Consider the following 15,606-nt stretch of genomic DNA (forward strand, 5'->3'; position numbering starts at 1 on the left):
TTCAGATACGCAGGGTGGTAATCAGGTCGTTTTCCAGGGCCAGCAGGGTCTTGTCGTCGCCCAGGTGCGAGGAAGAAAGCAGGAAGGAGTCTTCCACCCGGCCGCCCAGGGTCATGATCTTGGCCGAATTCACGCTGACATGGTAGTCGGACAGGGTCTTGGCGATGCGAGCCAGCAGGCCGGGATAGTCGGCGGCGGTGATGGACAGCACGTAGTGCTTGCCCTTGTCGTCCGGGCGGATCATCACCTGCGCGCGCACCGGGAAGTGCTTCTGGTGCCGGTTCAGCCGGCCCTTGGGTGGCAGCTGCACCGGGTCGTGGCGCTGCAGGGTGGCGGCCAGCTCGAATTCGATGAAGTTGATCAGGTCGCGGTAGTTGCTGTCGTGGAACTCCGGCAGGAATACGTGGAAGGTGTCCAGCGCATAGTTGTGGCGCGTGGTGTAGATCTTGGCGTCCACGATGCTGTAGTTGTGGCGGCCGAGAAAGGCGCAGATGCGGGCGAACAGTTCCGGCTGGTCCGGGGTGTAGACCAGCAGTTGCAGCCCTTCCTTGTTGTCGTCCAGCAGCCGGGCGCGCACCACCGGCTCAGTGGTGTGCATGCAGCGGTTGAGCAGCCGGGTGTGCCAGGCAATTTCGCGCGGTTCGTGGCGCAGGAAGTACACGGTATCCAGCTGGGTCCAGAATGCCTGCTCGGCGGCTTCCGGCACGGTGTTGAGGCGCAGCAGCCGCCGCGCGGCAGACTTGCGCTCTTCCAGCTCGGAGGCAACGTCGATCTGTCCGCCGCGCGTCAGTGTGCGCAGCGTGGCGTGGTAGAGGTCTTCCAGCAGCTTGGCCTTCCAGGCGTTCCACACCTTGGGGCTGGTGCCGCGGATGTCGGCCACGGTGAGGATGTACAGTGCGGCCAACTTGCGAGGGTTGGCCGCAAGGTCGGCAAACTGCTGGATGGTGGCCGGGTCGTAGATGTCCTGCTTTTGCGCGATGCTGGACATGGTGAGGTGGTGCTGCACCAGCCACACCACCAGCTCGCGATCCTCGTCGGCCATGCCGTGGGTGTCGCAGAACTGCGCGGCATCGGCCATGCCCAGCTGCGAGTGATCGCCGCCGCGGCCCTTGGCGATGTCGTGCAGCATGCCGGCGATGTACAACAGCTCCGGCTTGTCGAAATCGTTGAGCAGCCGCGACAGCAGCGGGTACTCGTGGTTGAACTCCGGCACCGCGAAGCGGCGCAGGTTGCGCACCACCATCAGGATGTGTTCGTCCACGGTGTAGACGTGGAACAGGTCGTGCTGCATCTGGCCGATGATGCGGCCAAAGGCCGGCCAGTACTTGCCCAGCACGCCGTACAGATTCATGCGCCGCAGCGTGCGGGTCAGGCCGCGGCCTTCGCGAAACAGCTGCATGAACAGCGCCAGGTTCTGCGGGTCGTGGCGGAAGCGTTCGTTGATCTGGCGGCGGGCGTGCCACAGCGCGCGCAGGGTGCGCGGTGCCATGCCGTTCAGGCAGTGATGCTGCATGTGCAGGAAAGCCTGCAGGATGGTGGCAGGCTCGCGCTCGAACACATCGTTGTCGTAGATGCCCAGCATGTTGTTGACGCTGTAGAAGTGCTCGTCCAGGCGCTGGGTGACACGCGGCACATCGCACAGCAGGCGCGCGCGCAGGTTGGGCAGCAGGATACCGTTGAGCTGGCTGACGTTCTTGGCCGATTTGTAGTACAGCTGCATCAGCTGCTCGCTGGCGCGCTTGGCCTTGTTGTCGGCGAGGCCGCCCATGGTGGCCACCTGCTGCTGCAGGTCGAAGATCAGCCGGTCTTCGCGGCGGCGCGCGGACAGGTGCAGGTCGATGCGGATCTGCTCCAGCTGGCGCTCGCTGTAGCGGATCAGCCGCGCTTCCGACGGGGTGAGTATCTCGTTGCGGGTCAGTGATTCCCAGTTGTGGCCCACGCCGATCGCCTTGCTGATCCACAGAATGGTGTGCAGGTCGCGCAGGCCGCCGGGGCTTTCCTTGACGTTGGGTTCCAGGTTGCTGGTAACGCCGAAGTGCTTGTTGTGGCGCTGCTGCTGTTCCAGCAGCTTGCCCTCCAGGAAGCGCAGCGGGTCGCGGTGTTTTTCCACCGCGGCGTTCAGCTGGTGGTACAGCGCCGGGTTGCCGGCCAGTAGGCGGTTTTCCAGCAGCGTGGTTTCCACGGTGATGTCCTGGCGCGACTCGCTCAGGCACTCCTGCACCGTACGTACGCTGTGGCCCACTTCCAGGCCGATGTCCCACATCGCACCGATGAATTCCTCGACAAAGCCGGACAGGCTCTGCGAGGTGGCTTCCGGCAGGAGCAGCAGCAGGTCGATGTCTGAGTGCGGGAACAGTTGGCCGCGGCCATAGCCGCCCACCGCCAGCAGCGCAGCGCGCTGGCCCATGCCGAGCACTTCCCAGGCGGAGCGGATGATGCTATCGACCAACTGCCCGTGGCGCAGCAGGTAATCGCGGGCGTTGCGTTGCTGCAGATAGGCTGCGGCCAACGTTTCACGGCCCTGTTGCAGGGCCTGGCGCCAGCGCTTGCAGTGGTCGATACGCTCGTTCATCGTCGTTCCTGTCGCGATATGGCGACCAGACCCAGCCCGAGAAACAACAGCGTGGGCAGAGTGGCCGACACGATGGGATTCCAGTTGTACAGCAAACCCATGTGCCCGAACAGGCGGTTGCTGAAGTGGAAGGCAATGCCGATGCAGATGCCGGTGAACAGCTTGATGCCCAGGTCGTTATGGCGGCCGTTCACCGGGGTGAACGCCAGCGCCACCATGGCCATCGAGATACAGGCCAGCGGGTAGAACAGCTTGCCCCACAGCGCAATCTCGTAGCGCTGGGTCTTCTGGCTGTTGCTGCGCAGGTGGTCGATGTACTGCATCAGGTCCAGTGCCGACATCTGTTCCGGCACTACCAGCAGCACGGACAGCAGTTCCGGCTGCAGGATGGACTGCCAGCGGGTTTCCGTGATGCGGGCAACCTTGACGCCGCTGTCGCTGATGTCGGACTGGCGCACGTTCTGCAGCTGCCACTGTTTTTCCCTGGCCAGGTAGATGGCGCGCTCCGCCACGCGGGTGCGGGTCAGCCGGTAGTCCGGGTCGTGGGTGTAGATGCGCACGCCCAGCAGGGTGTTGTCCGGTAGCATCTCGCTGATGTTGATGAAGTTGTTGTCATCCTTCACCCACAGGCCGGAGCGGAACTCCTGCGCCACCAGCGAGTGGGTGGCGTTGAGCTTGATGCGCTCGGCGGCCTGCTCTGCGGAAGGCGCGCCGTACTCGCCGAGGAACAGTGCGAAGATGGCCATCAGCGCGCCGAACAGCAGCTTGGTGCTGGCGATGTTGCGCAGCGATACGCCGCTGGTGCGGATGGCGGTGTACTCGGAGCTGCTGGACAGCTGCGACATGGCCACCATGGCGCCAATCAATACCGCCAGCGGCATCAGCTCGTAGGCATGCCCCGGTGCCTGCAGCAGCACATACAGCAGCAGGGTGGAGGAATCGAAGCTGCCCTTGCCGAGGCTGGGCAGCTCGCCGATGGCGTCGAAAAAGCCGTACAGCGCCAGCAGGCTCACCAGCACGAACAGGGTGGCGGCGGTAAAGCGGCGCAGCAGATAGTTGCGGATGATGCTCATGTCGACTGTCTTTGCAGCAGGTTCTTCAGGCGTTGCAGCATGGGCCGCGCCGGACGGTTGTAGTAGCGCAGCAGCAGCACTGCCAGTGCCAGCATCACCAGGTGCGCCGGCAGAATGCCCAGCGAGCTGGCGATCTTGCCGCTGTTGATGGCGCTGCGCAGCGACCACAACAGGTTCTGGTACAGCAGGTAGGCGCCCAGCGCGAACACCAGGTTGTAGGCATGGCCCTGGCGCGGGTTGTAGTAGCTCAGCGGCACCGCCAGCAGCGCCAGCACCAGGCCGCCCAGCGGCATGGAAAAGCGCCAGGCCAGCTCGGCCCGGTCGGACGGGTTGTCGCTGTGCAGCAGTTCCAGCGTGGACTTGCCGTCGCTGTTCACCGGCGGGTGGATCAGCCTGGCCGCTTCAACCATCTTCAGGGTGTAGCGCTTGAATTCCATCACCTCGTAGTTGGCGCTGCCCGGCTCGCCGATGTAGCGGCGACCGTCCTTCAGCATCAGCACGCGGTTGCCGTCTTCGTCGTAGCTTACCTGGCCTTCCTTGGCGAAGATCGACGACACTTGGCCACGGGTAGTGATCTGCAGGAACACATTGCGCGTAGCGCCGGACAGCACCGAGTAGCTTTCAATGAAATACACCCGCTCGCCGTTGCCGGATTCCTTGAACACGCCGGGTGCCAGCGCGGTCATGTCCTCGCGCTGCTTCATGGTTTCGGCGTATTCCTTGCTGCGCTGCGCGGCCCACGGGCCGACCATGGTGGTGCCCACCGCCACCAGCACGCACAGCGGCAGGGCGAAGCGCAGCACCGGTGCCACCCAGTCGGTGAGCGACTTGCCGCTGGCCATCCATACCGCCATTTCCTGCTCGCGCCACATGCGGGTCAGCACCACGATGACACTGACAAAAATCGTCAGGATCATCAGCAGCGGAAAGAAGCCGATCGACCAGAAACCGACCATGGCAAAAATCGCGTCACTGGCAATCAGGCCCTGGGCTGCGCGCCCCAGCATGTTGATTGTCTGGGTGGAGAGCAAAATAGCAAATAAAATGGAAAAAACACCGATACTGGTATAAGTCAGCTCTCGGTTGAGGCTTTTTCGAAAAAGCATAAAAAGAGGCCCGTTTTGACAATGTGTCTAGAGGGTAGTGATAATTGGAAAGGTTTCAACGATTGATTGCCGGCCAGGAAACAAGGCATGGCGGGCCGGTTCCGGCTGGGCCACAAGCCTGAGGAATGCGCCTTGCAGAACCCAATACACATGGTGGAGCGTCCTATGGAGTTTAACATTAAAAGCGGAAGCCCGGAGAAGCAGCGCGTAGCGTGCGTTGTGGTCGGCGTTTATGAAACCCGCAAACTGTCTTTTGCCGCCGATCTCCTGGATCGCATCTCCAACGGCTTCATCGCCGACGTGCTCAAACGCGGCGACATGGATGGCAAACTCGGCTCCACGCTGCTGCTGCACTCGGTGCCGCACACCCTGTGCGACCGCGTGATGCTGGTCGGCCTTGGCAAGGAACGCGATTTCCGCGCCAAGGAATACCGCGAGGCGATCCGCGCCTCGGTTAAGGCGCTGAGCAATACCCAGGCCAATGAAGTGGTGAGCTACCTCTCCGAACTGCACGTCAAGAAACACGACGTGGAGTGGATGATCGAGCAGGCCACCGTGGTGACCCAGGACGCGCTGTACCGCTTTGATCGCTTCAAGTCCAAGCAGGAAGAAACCCGCGAGCCGCGCAAGTTCACCCTGGCGGTGCCGCGCCGCAGCGACCTGGCCGACGGCGAGCGCGGCCTGGGCCGCGGCCTGGCCATTGCTGCCGGCATGAAGCTGTGCAAGGACCTGGCCAACACCCCGGGCAATATCTGCACCCCGAGCTACCTGGCGGAAACCGCGCGCGAGATGGCCGTATCCTTCGGTGCCGAGGCCGAGGTAATGGGCCCGGCCGAAATCGCCGAACTGAACATGAACTCCTTCCTGTCGGTAGCCAAGGGCAGCGACGAGGAAGCGCGCTTCGTGGTGCTCAAGCACTTTGGCGCCAAGGACAAGGCCGACCGCCCGCTGGTGCTGGTGGGCAAGGGCCTGACCTTCGACTCCGGCGGCATCTCGCTGAAGCCGGGTGAGGGCATGGATGAGATGAAGTACGACATGGGCGGTGCCGCCGCCGTGATCGGCGCCTTCCGCGCCGCGGTGGAAATGAAGCTGCCGCTGAACCTGATCTGCGTGGTGGCCACCTGCGAAAACATGCCGTCCGGCCGCGCGCTGAAGCCGGGCGACGTTGTTACCACCATGTCCGGCCAGACCGTGGAAGTACTGAACACCGACGCTGAAGGCCGCCTGGTGCTGTGCGATGCGCTGACCTATGTCGAGCGCTTCAGCCCGGCCACCGTGGTGGACGTGGCCACCCTTACCGGCGCCTGCGTGATTGCGCTGGGCCATGTGGCCACCGGCCTGTACAGCAACCAGGATGGCCTGGCCAAGGAACTGTGGCAGGCGGGCGAGGAAGTGGGCGACCGCGCCTGGCACATGCCGCTGTGGGACGAGTACCAGGAACTGCTGAAGAGCCCGTTTGCCGACATGGCCAACATCGGCGGCCGTCCGGGTGGCAGCATCAGCGCAGCCTGCTTCCTGTCACGCTACGCCAAGGCCTACGACTGGGCGCACCTGGACATCGCCGGCACTGCCTGGCGCAGTGGCAAGGACAAGGGCGCCACCGGCCGCCCGGTGCCGATGCTGGTGCAGTTCCTGCAGGACCGTGCCGACATCGCGCTGGGCAACGTGGTGCGCCGTGGCCGTCCGCGTCGTGAAGTGGTCGAAGCGGCCGAAGATGACGCGGATTGATTTCTATACCGATGTCGCCGATGCCCGGCAGTTCGCCTGCCGGGCGGCGCAGACGGTGTTCCGCAAGGGCGAGCCGCTGCTGATCGTGCTGGCGGACAACGCCGCCTTGCAGGCCTTCAGCCAGGCGCTCTGGTCGTTTGGCGACATCTCCTTCATCCCGCATTGCCAGTGGCAGCAGCCGGAAGCGGCGATGACGCCGATCTGGCTGGCCGCCGGGGAGTTTCCGGCTGATGCCGGCCAGCGCGTGCTGCTGAACCTTTCCCCGCAAATGCCGGCGGACCCCGCCGGTTTTTCTCGTATTCTGGAAGTGGTGGGCCAGGATGAGGCATCCAAGACGGTGGCACGCAGCCGTTACCGCCGCTACCTTGACCTGGGCTTTGACATTCACCATCACAACATGAGTGATGCGGCATGACCGACCCGAAACAAAGCGATAACGGCTGGAATCTGCAGGACCTGCCGGTACTGACCGACGTGGTGGCCGAAAGCGACGACGAACTGGAAGTGCCGGCATTCGATTTCAGCGCCGAACTGGATGAACTGGCGCGCAGCCTGCCGCCGAAGGAACCGGAGCTGGAACTGCCGCCGGAGCTTACCCTGGACGATGTGCTGGGCGCGCCGGAGGATGCCGGCGACGCCTCTGCGCTGGATGCCAGCAAGCTGATCGAAAGCCTGCCGTCGCTGGACCTGGAAGTGGACATGCCGGGCGACCTGTCGCTCGACGATGTATTGCCAAGCCCGGCGCCCGCTGCAGCGCCGCCCGCGCCCGCTGCGGAAGGTGAGGATTTCACCTTCGACCTGCCGGCCGGCGCCGCGGGCGAAGCCACGCCGCTGGCCGCCGAGGCCGGGCTTGACGCGCTGTTTGCCCGCGCCCGCTTCGAGCCGCTGCTGGCCGAAGAGGCGCTCGCTGCCGAGCAGCCTGCCGCCCCCGCCGACCATCACGCCGAACTGGCCGCCTTGCACGCGGAGCTGGAGCATTTTGCCGAACCGGTGGAAATGCCGGAGCTGCCTGCCGATGCCTTCCTGACACAGACACCGCCGGAAGCTACGCTGATTCCCGCCGCCGAACCCGACCCGGTATGGGCGGAGAGCTGGCAGCCAGCCGCTGCCGTGGCGGAAGAGGAGGCGCAGCCAGCCTTGCCGCCAGCGTTGGCGGAGCCTGCTGCGGCTGAAGCCGCTGCCGACAGCTTCCATGTATCGCTGGACGACCTGTTGCAATCGCTGCAGCCGGCACAGGAACATGCTGCGCCGTTGTCGGCTGGCGAGCCGCCGCTGCTGGATGCTGTCATCGAGGAGGTTGGCGCTCCGCCTGCTCATCCGCAAGCCGGGGAGCCGCTTGCCGGTACTGTGGCTGACGGCGTGGCTGACGACGTGGCGGCGGCAGCGAGTGCTGATGACTTTGCGGCCAACGTAAGCGACGCCGATTGGCCACTGGCTGACGAGGCCGCTGCTGCGGCATGGTCGCCGGAGCCGCTGGCGGTAGCGGACGCACCAAGCGGGCCGGGCCACAATGCCGCCGAGCCGCACCTTGTCGAGCCTCCGCTTGTTGAAGTTGAGCCTCCCGTTGTTGAAGCCCCTGTTGCCGAAGCAGCTACCGAAGCCGCGGCCGAACTGGCTGACGACGACGGCTGGCCACCGGAGGAGGGCGAGGACACGCTGGTGGCAGTAGAAGGCGCCGACGCGGATGCCTTCGCCGAGCCGGCCGCAGCGCCTGCGGAGCCTGCTGCAGAAGCGGAGATGGCGGCAATGCCGCATAGCATCTCGCTGGACAGCCTGCCCACCGGAGTACTGGGGGGCGGCCTGGGCCTGGCGGCGGCTGCCGCGGCCGCTGCTGCCGCTGCCCATATGGGGGCTTCCGCCAGCAGCCTGCCGGGTGGCGAAGCCTGGCCGTTGCGCAGCCAACTGCGTGGCGACAGCGAGCGCGATGTCGAGCTGGACTGGGCGCGCGATCTGCACACCGAGCCACCGCAGGGCGCCGCGCTGCAGGACGAGCCTGAAGCCATGGTGATGCGTTCGCGCCGCACGGTGGTGGACGATACGCCGGGAGCAGCCGCGCCGCGGCTGGAAGATATTCCGTTTCACCCGGTGGCGGCCAGCGAATCGCCGCTGGTGGTCAGCCCGCCGTTTACCATGGCGCCGGCGGCGGAAGCGCCCGCCATCCGCGTGGAGGCGGTGACGCCGCCACTGGAAGCCGGCCCGGTGCTGGGCGGAGTGGACGAAGGCGCGCTGATCGAGGCGCTGTATCAGCGGGTGCTGCCGCGCATGAAAGTGGAGCTGACGCTGTGGATGCAGGACGCACTGGAGCAGCAGGCCAAGCAGCTGATTTCCGGCGTGATGCAGCAGATGAAAGAAGATTTCGACATGATGCTGGCGCAGTCACTGAAAGAATCGCTGCGCGAAGCGCTGGATGAAGTGGCGCCGCGGCACGGCAAGGACAACTGATGGGACACCGTTTATCACGCATCATCACCCGCACCGGCGATGCCGGTACCACTGGCCTGGGCGATGGCAGCCGCGTTTCCAAGCATTCGCCGCGCATTCACGCGCTGGGCGAGGTGGATGAACTGAACTGCATTGTCGGCCTGATGCGCTGCGAGGCGCTGTCCGCCGAGGTGGATGCCTTGCTGGCCGAGGTGCAGCACGACCTGTTCGACCTGGGTTCGGAATTGGCCGTGCCCGGTTACCAGGCGCTGCAGGAGCCGCAGCTGGCGATGCTGGAGCAGCATGCGGCCAACTGGAACGAGCAACTGCCGATGCTGAAGGAATTCATCCTGCCCGGTGGGTGCAAGGCCGCGGCGCTGGCGCACCAGGCGCGGGCGGTATGCCGCCGCGCCGAGCGCAGCGTGGTGGCGCTGGACGAGGTCGAGCCCGGCCTGCCGGCACTGCCTCGCCAGTATCTGAACCGGCTGTCCGATGTACTGTTCATCCTGTCGCGGGTGCTCAATGCCGCGGCAGGTGTCAGCGATGTGCTGTGGCGCCCGCGGCGGCTGCAGCAGGAAGACTGATTCCAGACGGCCTGCGGGCCGTTTTTCTTTGCCGGCCCGGCGCTCAGGCCTGGGCGCTGTCCGGCTGGTCCATGCCCAGGTGGCGCGCCAGTTCGTCGGCGCTTACCGGCACACTGAGCAGGAAGCCCTGCAGTTCCAGATCCGGGTAGCGCCCCTGCAGGTAGGCCAGGTCGTGGCGGTTGTCCAGCCCTTCGGCCACCATGCGCAGTTTCAGTTCGCGGCCGATACGGATGATGCCGTCCAGGATGCTCTGGCTGCGCGGAGCCTGGTGGATGCCGCGAATCAGGCTGCGGTCCAGCTTGAGTTCGGTCAGCGGCAGCTCCTTGAGTTGCTCCAGGTTGGTGTGGCCGGTGCCGAAATCGTCCAGCGACAGCTCAAAGCCGCGCATGCGCAGCCGCAGCAAGGTCACCAGGGTGTGCCCCAGGTCGCTGAAGGCCATGGTCTCGGTGATTTCCAGCACGATGCGCTGCGGTTGCAGGCCGCGCGACTCCACCTCCTGCACCAGCCAGTCAAAGAACTCGGCGTCTTCCAGCAGGCTGCGCGACAGGTTGATGGACAGCCGCAAATCGTGGGCACACGGGTCGCGCGCCAGCAGATCCAGGCTGGTCTGCACGATGCGCCGGGTAAGCAGCACGATGAAGCCTTCATGTTCCAGCCGGTTGATGAAGCTGGCGGGGCCGATCACGCCGTAGGCCGGGTGCTGCCAGCGTGCCAGCGCTTCCACCTGCACCGCGCGGTGCTCGGTCTGGCTGTAGATGGGCTGGAAGAAGGCGCAGAACTGGTTCTGCGCCAGGCCGCTGAAGATTTCGGCCAGCGGGATGGCGCGCTCCGCGCTGGTCGGGCGCTTGGCGGCCAGCAGCAGGCGCTGCACCTCGGCCTGGAATACGTCCACGTCTATCGGCTTGGCCAGGTAGGCAATGGCGGGGAAGCCCAGCTCCTCGGCAGCGCGCATGCAGCCGGCCAGCAATTCCGGCACGTGGCCGCTGAGCAGCAGCAGGGTGGGCATCTGCACCAGCCGCGACAGCTGCTCGATCAGCTCGATGCCATCCATGCCCGGCATGTTCAGGTCGGTTATCACCAGGTCCAGCTGCTCCAGCTGGCGCGCGGTTTGCAGCGCCCAGCGGCCGTCGGAGGCCTGGTGCACTTCCACATCCGGTAACAGCTGGCACAGTGCGGCCAACATGCTGCGCTGACTGCTGCTGTCTTCCGCGATCAGGATGTGACTGGGCATATCGACTCCATTATTGGGCGTGGACTGTTTCTATAAGATAAGCCGAGTACCATTGCATATCCAGTTGTCCTTGCTGCCAGGCAGGAAATGTCATGGCAAAATGCCGCACCCGAGTTGGAGCATCCCATGCAGAACAAACACCTTTCCGCCCGTATTGCCAGCATGCTGCAGGGCGGGCAGCACAAGCAGTCCATCTATGCCGAACTGCGCGGCAGTGCCGGCAACGACCGGCAGCTGGCCTACCTGCTGGCTGCCAGCGCCAGCCCGGCGCGCCAGACCTTGCTGGCCAACAAGAACCGTGCGCTGATCGTGGTAATGGTGGCGCAGGCGATGCTGGCGCTATTGGTCGGCTACGACAGCGGGCAGTTGCTGGGCGGCAGCGCCGGGCTGTGGCTGGCGCTGTTCTATGCGCTGGTGCCGATTGCCTTTGCCGCCGGCTTCTCGCGCCATCTGGCTGCTGCCTTCAATGTCTACTTGCTGTACAGCCTGGTGCGCCTGCCTGCCTTGTTGCAGCTGGCGCTGGCGGGTGGCCTGCTGGATTGGTGGTTGCTGTCGCTGGCGGCGCTGACGCTGCTGCTGAGCTGGCATGTGCGCCGCGGGCTGTTCCCGGATTTCACCATCACCTTGCAGCCGCGCAAGGATGAGACGGGTAATTTCACCTTCAGCGATTGAGCAGGAAAAGTTGCGGAATGGCGGCGCAGGCGTCTGCCTGTTGCCTGACTATGCGGCCAACCTTGGGAAAGGTTGGCCGCATGCTTTTCAGGCTGGCTGTGGCCAGCGTTGTTTGCAGGCCACCAGCGCCGCCAGCCGCGCGGCGTCCACCGCCTGCGGGATGGCTTTTTTGTCGGCGCAGCCGCGTGCCACCGCGCCGGCATCCACGCTGGCGGCAGCTGCCAGCATGGCGGCCAGGTAGTCGGCCTGCGGGTAGGCACAGTTCTCGAAGTGCAGCCGGCCGCGCGCATCGGCCACGCAGGCGGCCAGCATCTGCGCAAAGCGCTCCGGACGGCGCAGCGCGTCGCAGTCGCGCAGCAGGCGCTGCACGGTATCGGGGCGCAGCTCAAAAGCGGTGTGCACCTTGGTGTGATTCAGCAGGGTGATGCGCGCCAGGTCGCGGCATTCCACCGGCACCCGCAGCCGTTCGCACAGCGCCAGCAGCGGTGCCTCGCCGCGCGGCTCATGGCCGATGTGGCGCGGCAGGATATCCGCCGGCGTCAGCGCCTTGCCCAGGTCGTGCATCAGGCAGGCAAAGCGCACCGCCAGCGGCTGATGGTTGGCCGCAGCGTAGTCCAGTACCCGCATCACATGGTCGCCGGTGTCGATTTCCGGGTGGTAGTCGGCGCGCTGCGGCACGCCGAACAGCGCATCCACTTCCGGCAGCAGCCGCGCCAGCGCGCCGCATTCGCGCAGCACCAGCAGCATGCGCGACGGGGTGTCGGTCATCAGGCCCTTGGCCAGCTCCTGCCATACCCGTTCCGCCACCAGCGCGTCCACTTCGCCGTCGGCCACCATCTGCTGCATCAGCGCCAGGGTTTCCGGCGCTACGGTAAAGCCGAAGCGGGCGGCAAAGCGCGCCAGGCGCAGGATGCGCACCGGGTCCTCGGCAAAAGCCGGGCTGACGTGGCGCAGCACGCCGGCATGCAGGTCGGCCACGCCGCCGTAGGGGTCGATCAGCGTGCCGTCGTCGTCCTCGGCAATGGCATTGATGGTGAGGTCGCGGCGGATCAGGTCTTCTTCCAGCGTCACATCCGGTGCGGCGTGAAAGGTAAAACCGTGGTAGCCGCGGCCAACCTTGCGCTCGGTGCGCGCCAGGGCGTATTCCTCCTGCGTGCGCGGGTGCAGGAATACCGGAAAATCCTTGCCCACCGGGCGATAGCCCTTGGCCAGCATGGCTTGCGGCGTGGCGCCCACCACCACCCAGTCGCGGTCTTTCACCGGCAAGCCCAGCAGGCGGTCGCGCACCGCGCCGCCAACGATATAGCACTTCATTCGCGGGCAGCCCTTTCGCGGTAGCGGTCGAGCAGGCGGTTGCTTTCCTCTGCGCCCAGGTACTGCGGCGCGATGCTTTCCAGCGCTGCCGGCGTGAAGCCCAGTAGCGCGCTGGGGAAAGGCTGGCTACTGATGTTGTCCACGCGCAGCGAGCGCACATTGTCGCGGCTCAGCAGCGTGGGGCCGGGCAGCAGCTCCATCAGCGTGGCCTGCAGCATGGCAATGCCTTCCGGCAGGCCGATGACGCCGCGCGGGTGGCCGGTCAGCCGGGCCGCGTAGCCCGCCAGCTGGCGCAGCGTGTACTCGCGCGGGCCGGTGAGGTCCAGCGACTGACCGATGCTGGCCGGGGTGCGCAGGCAGGCAGCTACCGCCTGGGCCACGTCGCCGGCCCACACCGGGGCGAAGCGGGTGTCGGCGCCGCCCAGCGGCAATACGGGGGCGATGCGCGCGAGGCCGGCGAACATATTGAGAAAGCTGTCGCCGGCGCCGAACACTACCGACGGGCGCAGGATGGTGTAATCGAGGCCGCTGGCCTTCACCAGCGCCTCGCCCTTGCCCTTGGTCTGCTGGTAGTCGCTGGGGGCGTTCGCGGCCGCGCCCAGCGCGCTGATGTGCAGCAGGCGGCGGATGCCCAGTGCCTTGCAGGCATCGATGATGCCGGCCACCAGCGTGACATGCGCTTTTTCGAAGGCGGCCCGGCTGCCGTGCAGGATGCCCACCATGCTGATCACCGCATCGTGGCCGGCGAGAAAGTCGCGCAGCTGGCGGCTGTCGTGCACATTGCACTCCACCAGCTCGGCGGACGGCAGGTGGAGCAGCATGCCCTTGTGACGCTCACGCTGGCGGGTGGCGATGTCCAGGCTGTGGTCGTCGCGGCTCAGGTATTCGGCGATGTAGCTGCCGATGAAGCCGGCGCCGCCGATGATGGCGATTCTCATGTGCTGTTCTCCCTGTCTGCGTCCATCAACGTGGCGGAATCATGCCCAGCCGCTGCTTGAGCGAGCCGCCGTTCTGGCGGAAGGCGCCGGCATAGTACACCGCGTTGGCCATGACCTTCTGCACGTAGTCCCGTGTTTCGTTGAACGGGATGGTTTCAGCATAGATGGCGCCTTCCAGCGGCATTTCCCCCTGCCAGCTGCGGGCACGCGCCGGGCCGGCGTTGTAGGCAGCGGTGGCCAGCACCGGCTGGTCGTCCATGCTGTCCAGCACGTGGCGCAGATACCAGGTGCCCAGGCGGATATTGGTATCGATATCGTTCACCTGGTAGCTGCCCAGGCCGATCTTGTTGGCAACCCAGCGCGCGGTGGCCGGCATCAGCTGCATCAGGCCGCTGGCACCCACGCCGGAGCGCGCCACGTTGTAGAAGCGGCTTTCCTGGCGGATCAGACCATATACCCAGGCTTCGTCGATTTCCAGCTGCTGCGCATAGGGCTTGGTGATCTCGCGGTAGGGGGCGAGGTAGCGCAGGCCGAAATCGTGGCTGGACTTGGTGCGGTCCGCCGAGTAGATCGCCATGTCGTACAGGCCATTGCTGCGCGCCAGCTCGGCGGCGGCCAGCAGCTGCTCGTCGCTGCGGTCACGCATGGCCCAGCGCCACACCCGGCGGCCTTCCTCGCGCCATTCGCCGCGGCCGCTGCGCTCGGACAGCGCAAACAGCGCCAGTGATTGCCGCACCGGCAGCTCTGCGGCCAACTGCTGTTGCAGTGCCGGGTTGGCAGGCACTTTTTCCGGCAGCGCTTCCAGCGCGGTGCCCAGTTCCTCACGCGCCAGCAGGCCGTAGTAGTTGTGCTCGAAGCTGGTTTTTATCAGCAGCGGGTTGGCTTCGGTACCACGGCCCAGCGCGGTCAGCGCCCGTGCGCGCCAGTACTGCCACGCCGGCTTGGCGGCCAGGTCGGCGGGCAGGGCGCGGGTGATCTGTTCCAGCCGTACCCAGTCCTGCCGGCGCAGTGCGGCGCGTAGCCACCATTCCCACTGCTCGTCGGTAAGTTGCGCCGGGTCTGCCTGCGGGAAGGCGTCCAGCGCCATCACCATGTCCAGCCGCTTGGCGGCAGCCAGGGCCAGCTGACCCCAGGCGAAGCCGGTCTGCGCGGTACTCAGGCTGTCTTTGGCGTTCTGCAGGTTGGCGACAGCTGCGCTGTAGTTGCTCTTGCCCAGTTTGACGATGGCCTGCACCCGCTGCTCGTTGCTGCCGGGGTTGAAGAAGTCGCCATCGACCTCGGCCGCCAGCGCCAGACGCCGCGCCACGGTCACGAAGTTGCCAAGCAGCAGCAGCCGCAGCCGCGCTTCCACCTGCGGGCGGGCGAGCAGCTGGCGCGAAGCCTGCTCGTCGATCAGCCGCGCGCAGCCTTCGGACTGACTGGTGTCGAGGTAATCGTAGCTGGGGCGCACGCTCTGGCGCCGCTGCAGCATGGCCAGGCTGATGTAGCAGGCGGTTTCGTCGTCGCGGGCGCTGTCGTTCAGTGCCGGCGACGACTGCAGGATGTCGTCCCACTGGAAACGGCGGCCCATGTCCTTGATCAGCTCGTTCAGCACCCGCTCCACCTGGTAGCCGCTGCGGTAGCGGTTCACGAAGATGCGCGCCGGGTTGCTGTCGCCGGCCTCCAGGCTTTTCAGCGCCTGCCAGTAGGCGGGCCAGGTGTCGAGCACGCCGTTCTCGGCCTGGTTGCCCAGGCTGGTGAGCGTGGCCAGATCGCCCTTGCGGTAGGCCTCGCGGGCATCGAATAGCTGGGTGTCGCTCAGGGCGTGGCTGGTGGTCGGCAGCAAGGCCAGTGCCAGCGCCAGCGGTCGCAGCCAGGCTGCGCGGGTGGGGCGGCGCTGGCGGCCGGTAAGGAGTGTGAAGTGCGGCATGATGGTGTTCGCCTGAAAATAATCGTTTCTTGTCGTGCGCCCGGCGGCTGCTGGCCGG

Annotated in this window: 12 protein-coding genes; 5 read left to right on the plus strand and 7 right to left on the minus strand. The window is 65.8% G+C overall.

The window, feature by feature from the left end; translation table 11 throughout:
* Position 1: 1 nt before the first annotated feature.
* From PSELUDRAFT_RS14710 to lptF, 3 genes are read right to left on the minus strand one after another with little or no spacing between them, the layout of a single operon-like run.
* Positions 2–2,572, minus strand: a complete 2,571-nt coding sequence (locus PSELUDRAFT_RS14710) for a [protein-PII] uridylyltransferase (protein ID WP_088967547.1) — start codon at positions 2,570–2,572, stop codon at positions 2–4.
* A complete protein-coding gene (gene lptG / locus PSELUDRAFT_RS14715) occupies positions 2,569–3,645 on the minus strand; it encodes an LPS export ABC transporter permease LptG (RefSeq protein WP_088967548.1) in 1,077 nt (358 codons plus the stop codon). Before lptG ends, PSELUDRAFT_RS14710 begins: the two co-directional genes overlap by 4 nt.
* Complete coding sequence (lptF, locus tag PSELUDRAFT_RS14720; protein WP_088967549.1) at positions 3,642–4,751, minus strand: LPS export ABC transporter permease LptF; 1,110 nt, start codon at positions 4,749–4,751, stop codon at positions 3,642–3,644. The genes lptG and lptF overlap by 4 nt, the downstream gene beginning before the upstream one ends.
* A 165-nt stretch (positions 4,752–4,916) precedes the next feature.
* Here lptF and PSELUDRAFT_RS14725 point away from each other — a divergent pair, with 165 nt between their 5' ends.
* From PSELUDRAFT_RS14725 to PSELUDRAFT_RS14740, 4 genes are read left to right on the plus strand one after another with little or no spacing between them, the layout of a single operon-like run.
* Positions 4,917–6,479 carry a leucyl aminopeptidase gene (locus PSELUDRAFT_RS14725; protein WP_088967550.1) on the plus strand — a complete coding sequence of 521 codons (1,563 nt, stop codon included), beginning with the start codon at positions 4,917–4,919 and terminating at the stop codon, positions 6,477–6,479.
* Entirely contained in the window at positions 6,466–6,894 is a 429-nt protein-coding gene (locus PSELUDRAFT_RS14730) for a DNA polymerase III subunit chi (RefSeq protein ID WP_088967551.1), read from the plus strand. The genes PSELUDRAFT_RS14725 and PSELUDRAFT_RS14730 overlap by 14 nt, the downstream gene beginning before the upstream one ends.
* Positions 6,891–8,921, plus strand: coding sequence for a hypothetical protein (locus PSELUDRAFT_RS14735; protein WP_088967552.1), 2,031 nt, complete (start codon positions 6,891–6,893; stop codon positions 8,919–8,921). The genes PSELUDRAFT_RS14730 and PSELUDRAFT_RS14735 overlap by 4 nt, the downstream gene beginning before the upstream one ends.
* Positions 8,921–9,484 (plus strand): cob(I)yrinic acid a,c-diamide adenosyltransferase, encoded by a 564-nt coding sequence (locus PSELUDRAFT_RS14740; RefSeq protein WP_088967553.1) that lies wholly within the window; start codon positions 8,921–8,923, stop codon positions 9,482–9,484. Before PSELUDRAFT_RS14735 ends, PSELUDRAFT_RS14740 begins: the two co-directional genes overlap by 1 nt.
* 43 nt (positions 9,485–9,527) lie before the next feature.
* Here PSELUDRAFT_RS14740 and PSELUDRAFT_RS14745 read toward each other — a convergent pair whose 3' ends face one another.
* Positions 9,528–10,715, minus strand: coding sequence for an EAL domain-containing protein (locus tag PSELUDRAFT_RS14745; RefSeq protein ID WP_088967554.1), 1,188 nt, complete (start codon positions 10,713–10,715; stop codon positions 9,528–9,530).
* A gap of 126 nt (positions 10,716–10,841) precedes the next feature.
* Here PSELUDRAFT_RS14745 and PSELUDRAFT_RS14750 point away from each other — a divergent pair, with 126 nt between their 5' ends.
* Positions 10,842–11,387, plus strand: a complete 546-nt coding sequence (locus PSELUDRAFT_RS14750) for a hypothetical protein (protein ID WP_088967555.1) — start codon at positions 10,842–10,844, stop codon at positions 11,385–11,387.
* A gap of 87 nt (positions 11,388–11,474) precedes the next feature.
* On the opposite strand, the gene PSELUDRAFT_RS14755 is transcribed toward PSELUDRAFT_RS14750, so the two are convergent.
* From PSELUDRAFT_RS14755 to PSELUDRAFT_RS14765, 3 genes are read right to left on the minus strand one after another with little or no spacing between them, the layout of a single operon-like run.
* Positions 11,475–12,701: a multifunctional CCA addition/repair protein gene (locus tag PSELUDRAFT_RS14755; RefSeq protein WP_088967556.1), complete on the minus strand. Its 1,227-nt coding sequence runs from the start codon at positions 12,699–12,701 to the stop codon at positions 11,475–11,477.
* On the minus strand, positions 12,698–13,639 hold the full coding sequence (locus PSELUDRAFT_RS14760; protein WP_088967557.1) for a complex I NDUFA9 subunit family protein: 942 nt from the start codon (positions 13,637–13,639) through the stop codon (positions 12,698–12,700). The genes PSELUDRAFT_RS14755 and PSELUDRAFT_RS14760 overlap by 4 nt, the downstream gene beginning before the upstream one ends.
* A 25-nt stretch (positions 13,640–13,664) precedes the next feature.
* Positions 13,665–15,548, minus strand: a complete 1,884-nt coding sequence (locus tag PSELUDRAFT_RS14765; RefSeq protein ID WP_088967558.1) for a lytic transglycosylase domain-containing protein — start codon at positions 15,546–15,548, stop codon at positions 13,665–13,667.
* Positions 15,549–15,606 lie beyond the last annotated feature (58 nt).

The organism is Vogesella sp. LIG4 (assembly GCF_900090205.1).
Lineage (GTDB): Bacteria > Pseudomonadota > Gammaproteobacteria > Burkholderiales > Chromobacteriaceae > Vogesella.

Bases quoted from the DNA above. Each gene is read 5' to 3' on its own strand.
- PSELUDRAFT_RS14760 (WP_088967557.1), bottom strand. From the start codon at position 13,639: ATGAGAATCGCCATCATCGGCGGCGCCGGCTTCATCGGCAGCTACATC.
- lptG (WP_088967548.1), bottom strand. From the start codon at position 3,645: ATGAGCATCATCCGCAACTATCTGCTGCGCCGCTTTACCGCCGCCACC.
- PSELUDRAFT_RS14735 (WP_088967552.1), top strand. From the start codon at position 6,891: ATGACCGACCCGAAACAAAGCGATAACGGCTGGAATCTGCAGGACCTG.
- PSELUDRAFT_RS14725 (WP_088967550.1), top strand. From the start codon at position 4,917: ATGGAGTTTAACATTAAAAGCGGAAGCCCGGAGAAGCAGCGCGTAGCG.
- PSELUDRAFT_RS14745 (WP_088967554.1), bottom strand. From the start codon at position 10,715: ATGCCCAGTCACATCCTGATCGCGGAAGACAGCAGCAGTCAGCGCAGC.
- PSELUDRAFT_RS14765 (WP_088967558.1), bottom strand. From the start codon at position 15,548: ATGCCGCACTTCACACTCCTTACCGGCCGCCAGCGCCGCCCCACCCGC.
- PSELUDRAFT_RS14740 (WP_088967553.1), top strand. From the start codon at position 8,921: ATGGGACACCGTTTATCACGCATCATCACCCGCACCGGCGATGCCGGT.
- PSELUDRAFT_RS14750 (WP_088967555.1), top strand. From the start codon at position 10,842: ATGCAGAACAAACACCTTTCCGCCCGTATTGCCAGCATGCTGCAGGGC.
- lptF (WP_088967549.1), bottom strand. From the start codon at position 4,751: ATGCTTTTTCGAAAAAGCCTCAACCGAGAGCTGACTTATACCAGTATC.
- PSELUDRAFT_RS14710 (WP_088967547.1), bottom strand. From the start codon at position 2,572: ATGAACGAGCGTATCGACCACTGCAAGCGCTGGCGCCAGGCCCTGCAA.
- PSELUDRAFT_RS14730 (WP_088967551.1), top strand. From the start codon at position 6,466: ATGACGCGGATTGATTTCTATACCGATGTCGCCGATGCCCGGCAGTTC.
- PSELUDRAFT_RS14755 (WP_088967556.1), bottom strand. From the start codon at position 12,701: ATGAAGTGCTATATCGTTGGCGGCGCGGTGCGCGACCGCCTGCTGGGC.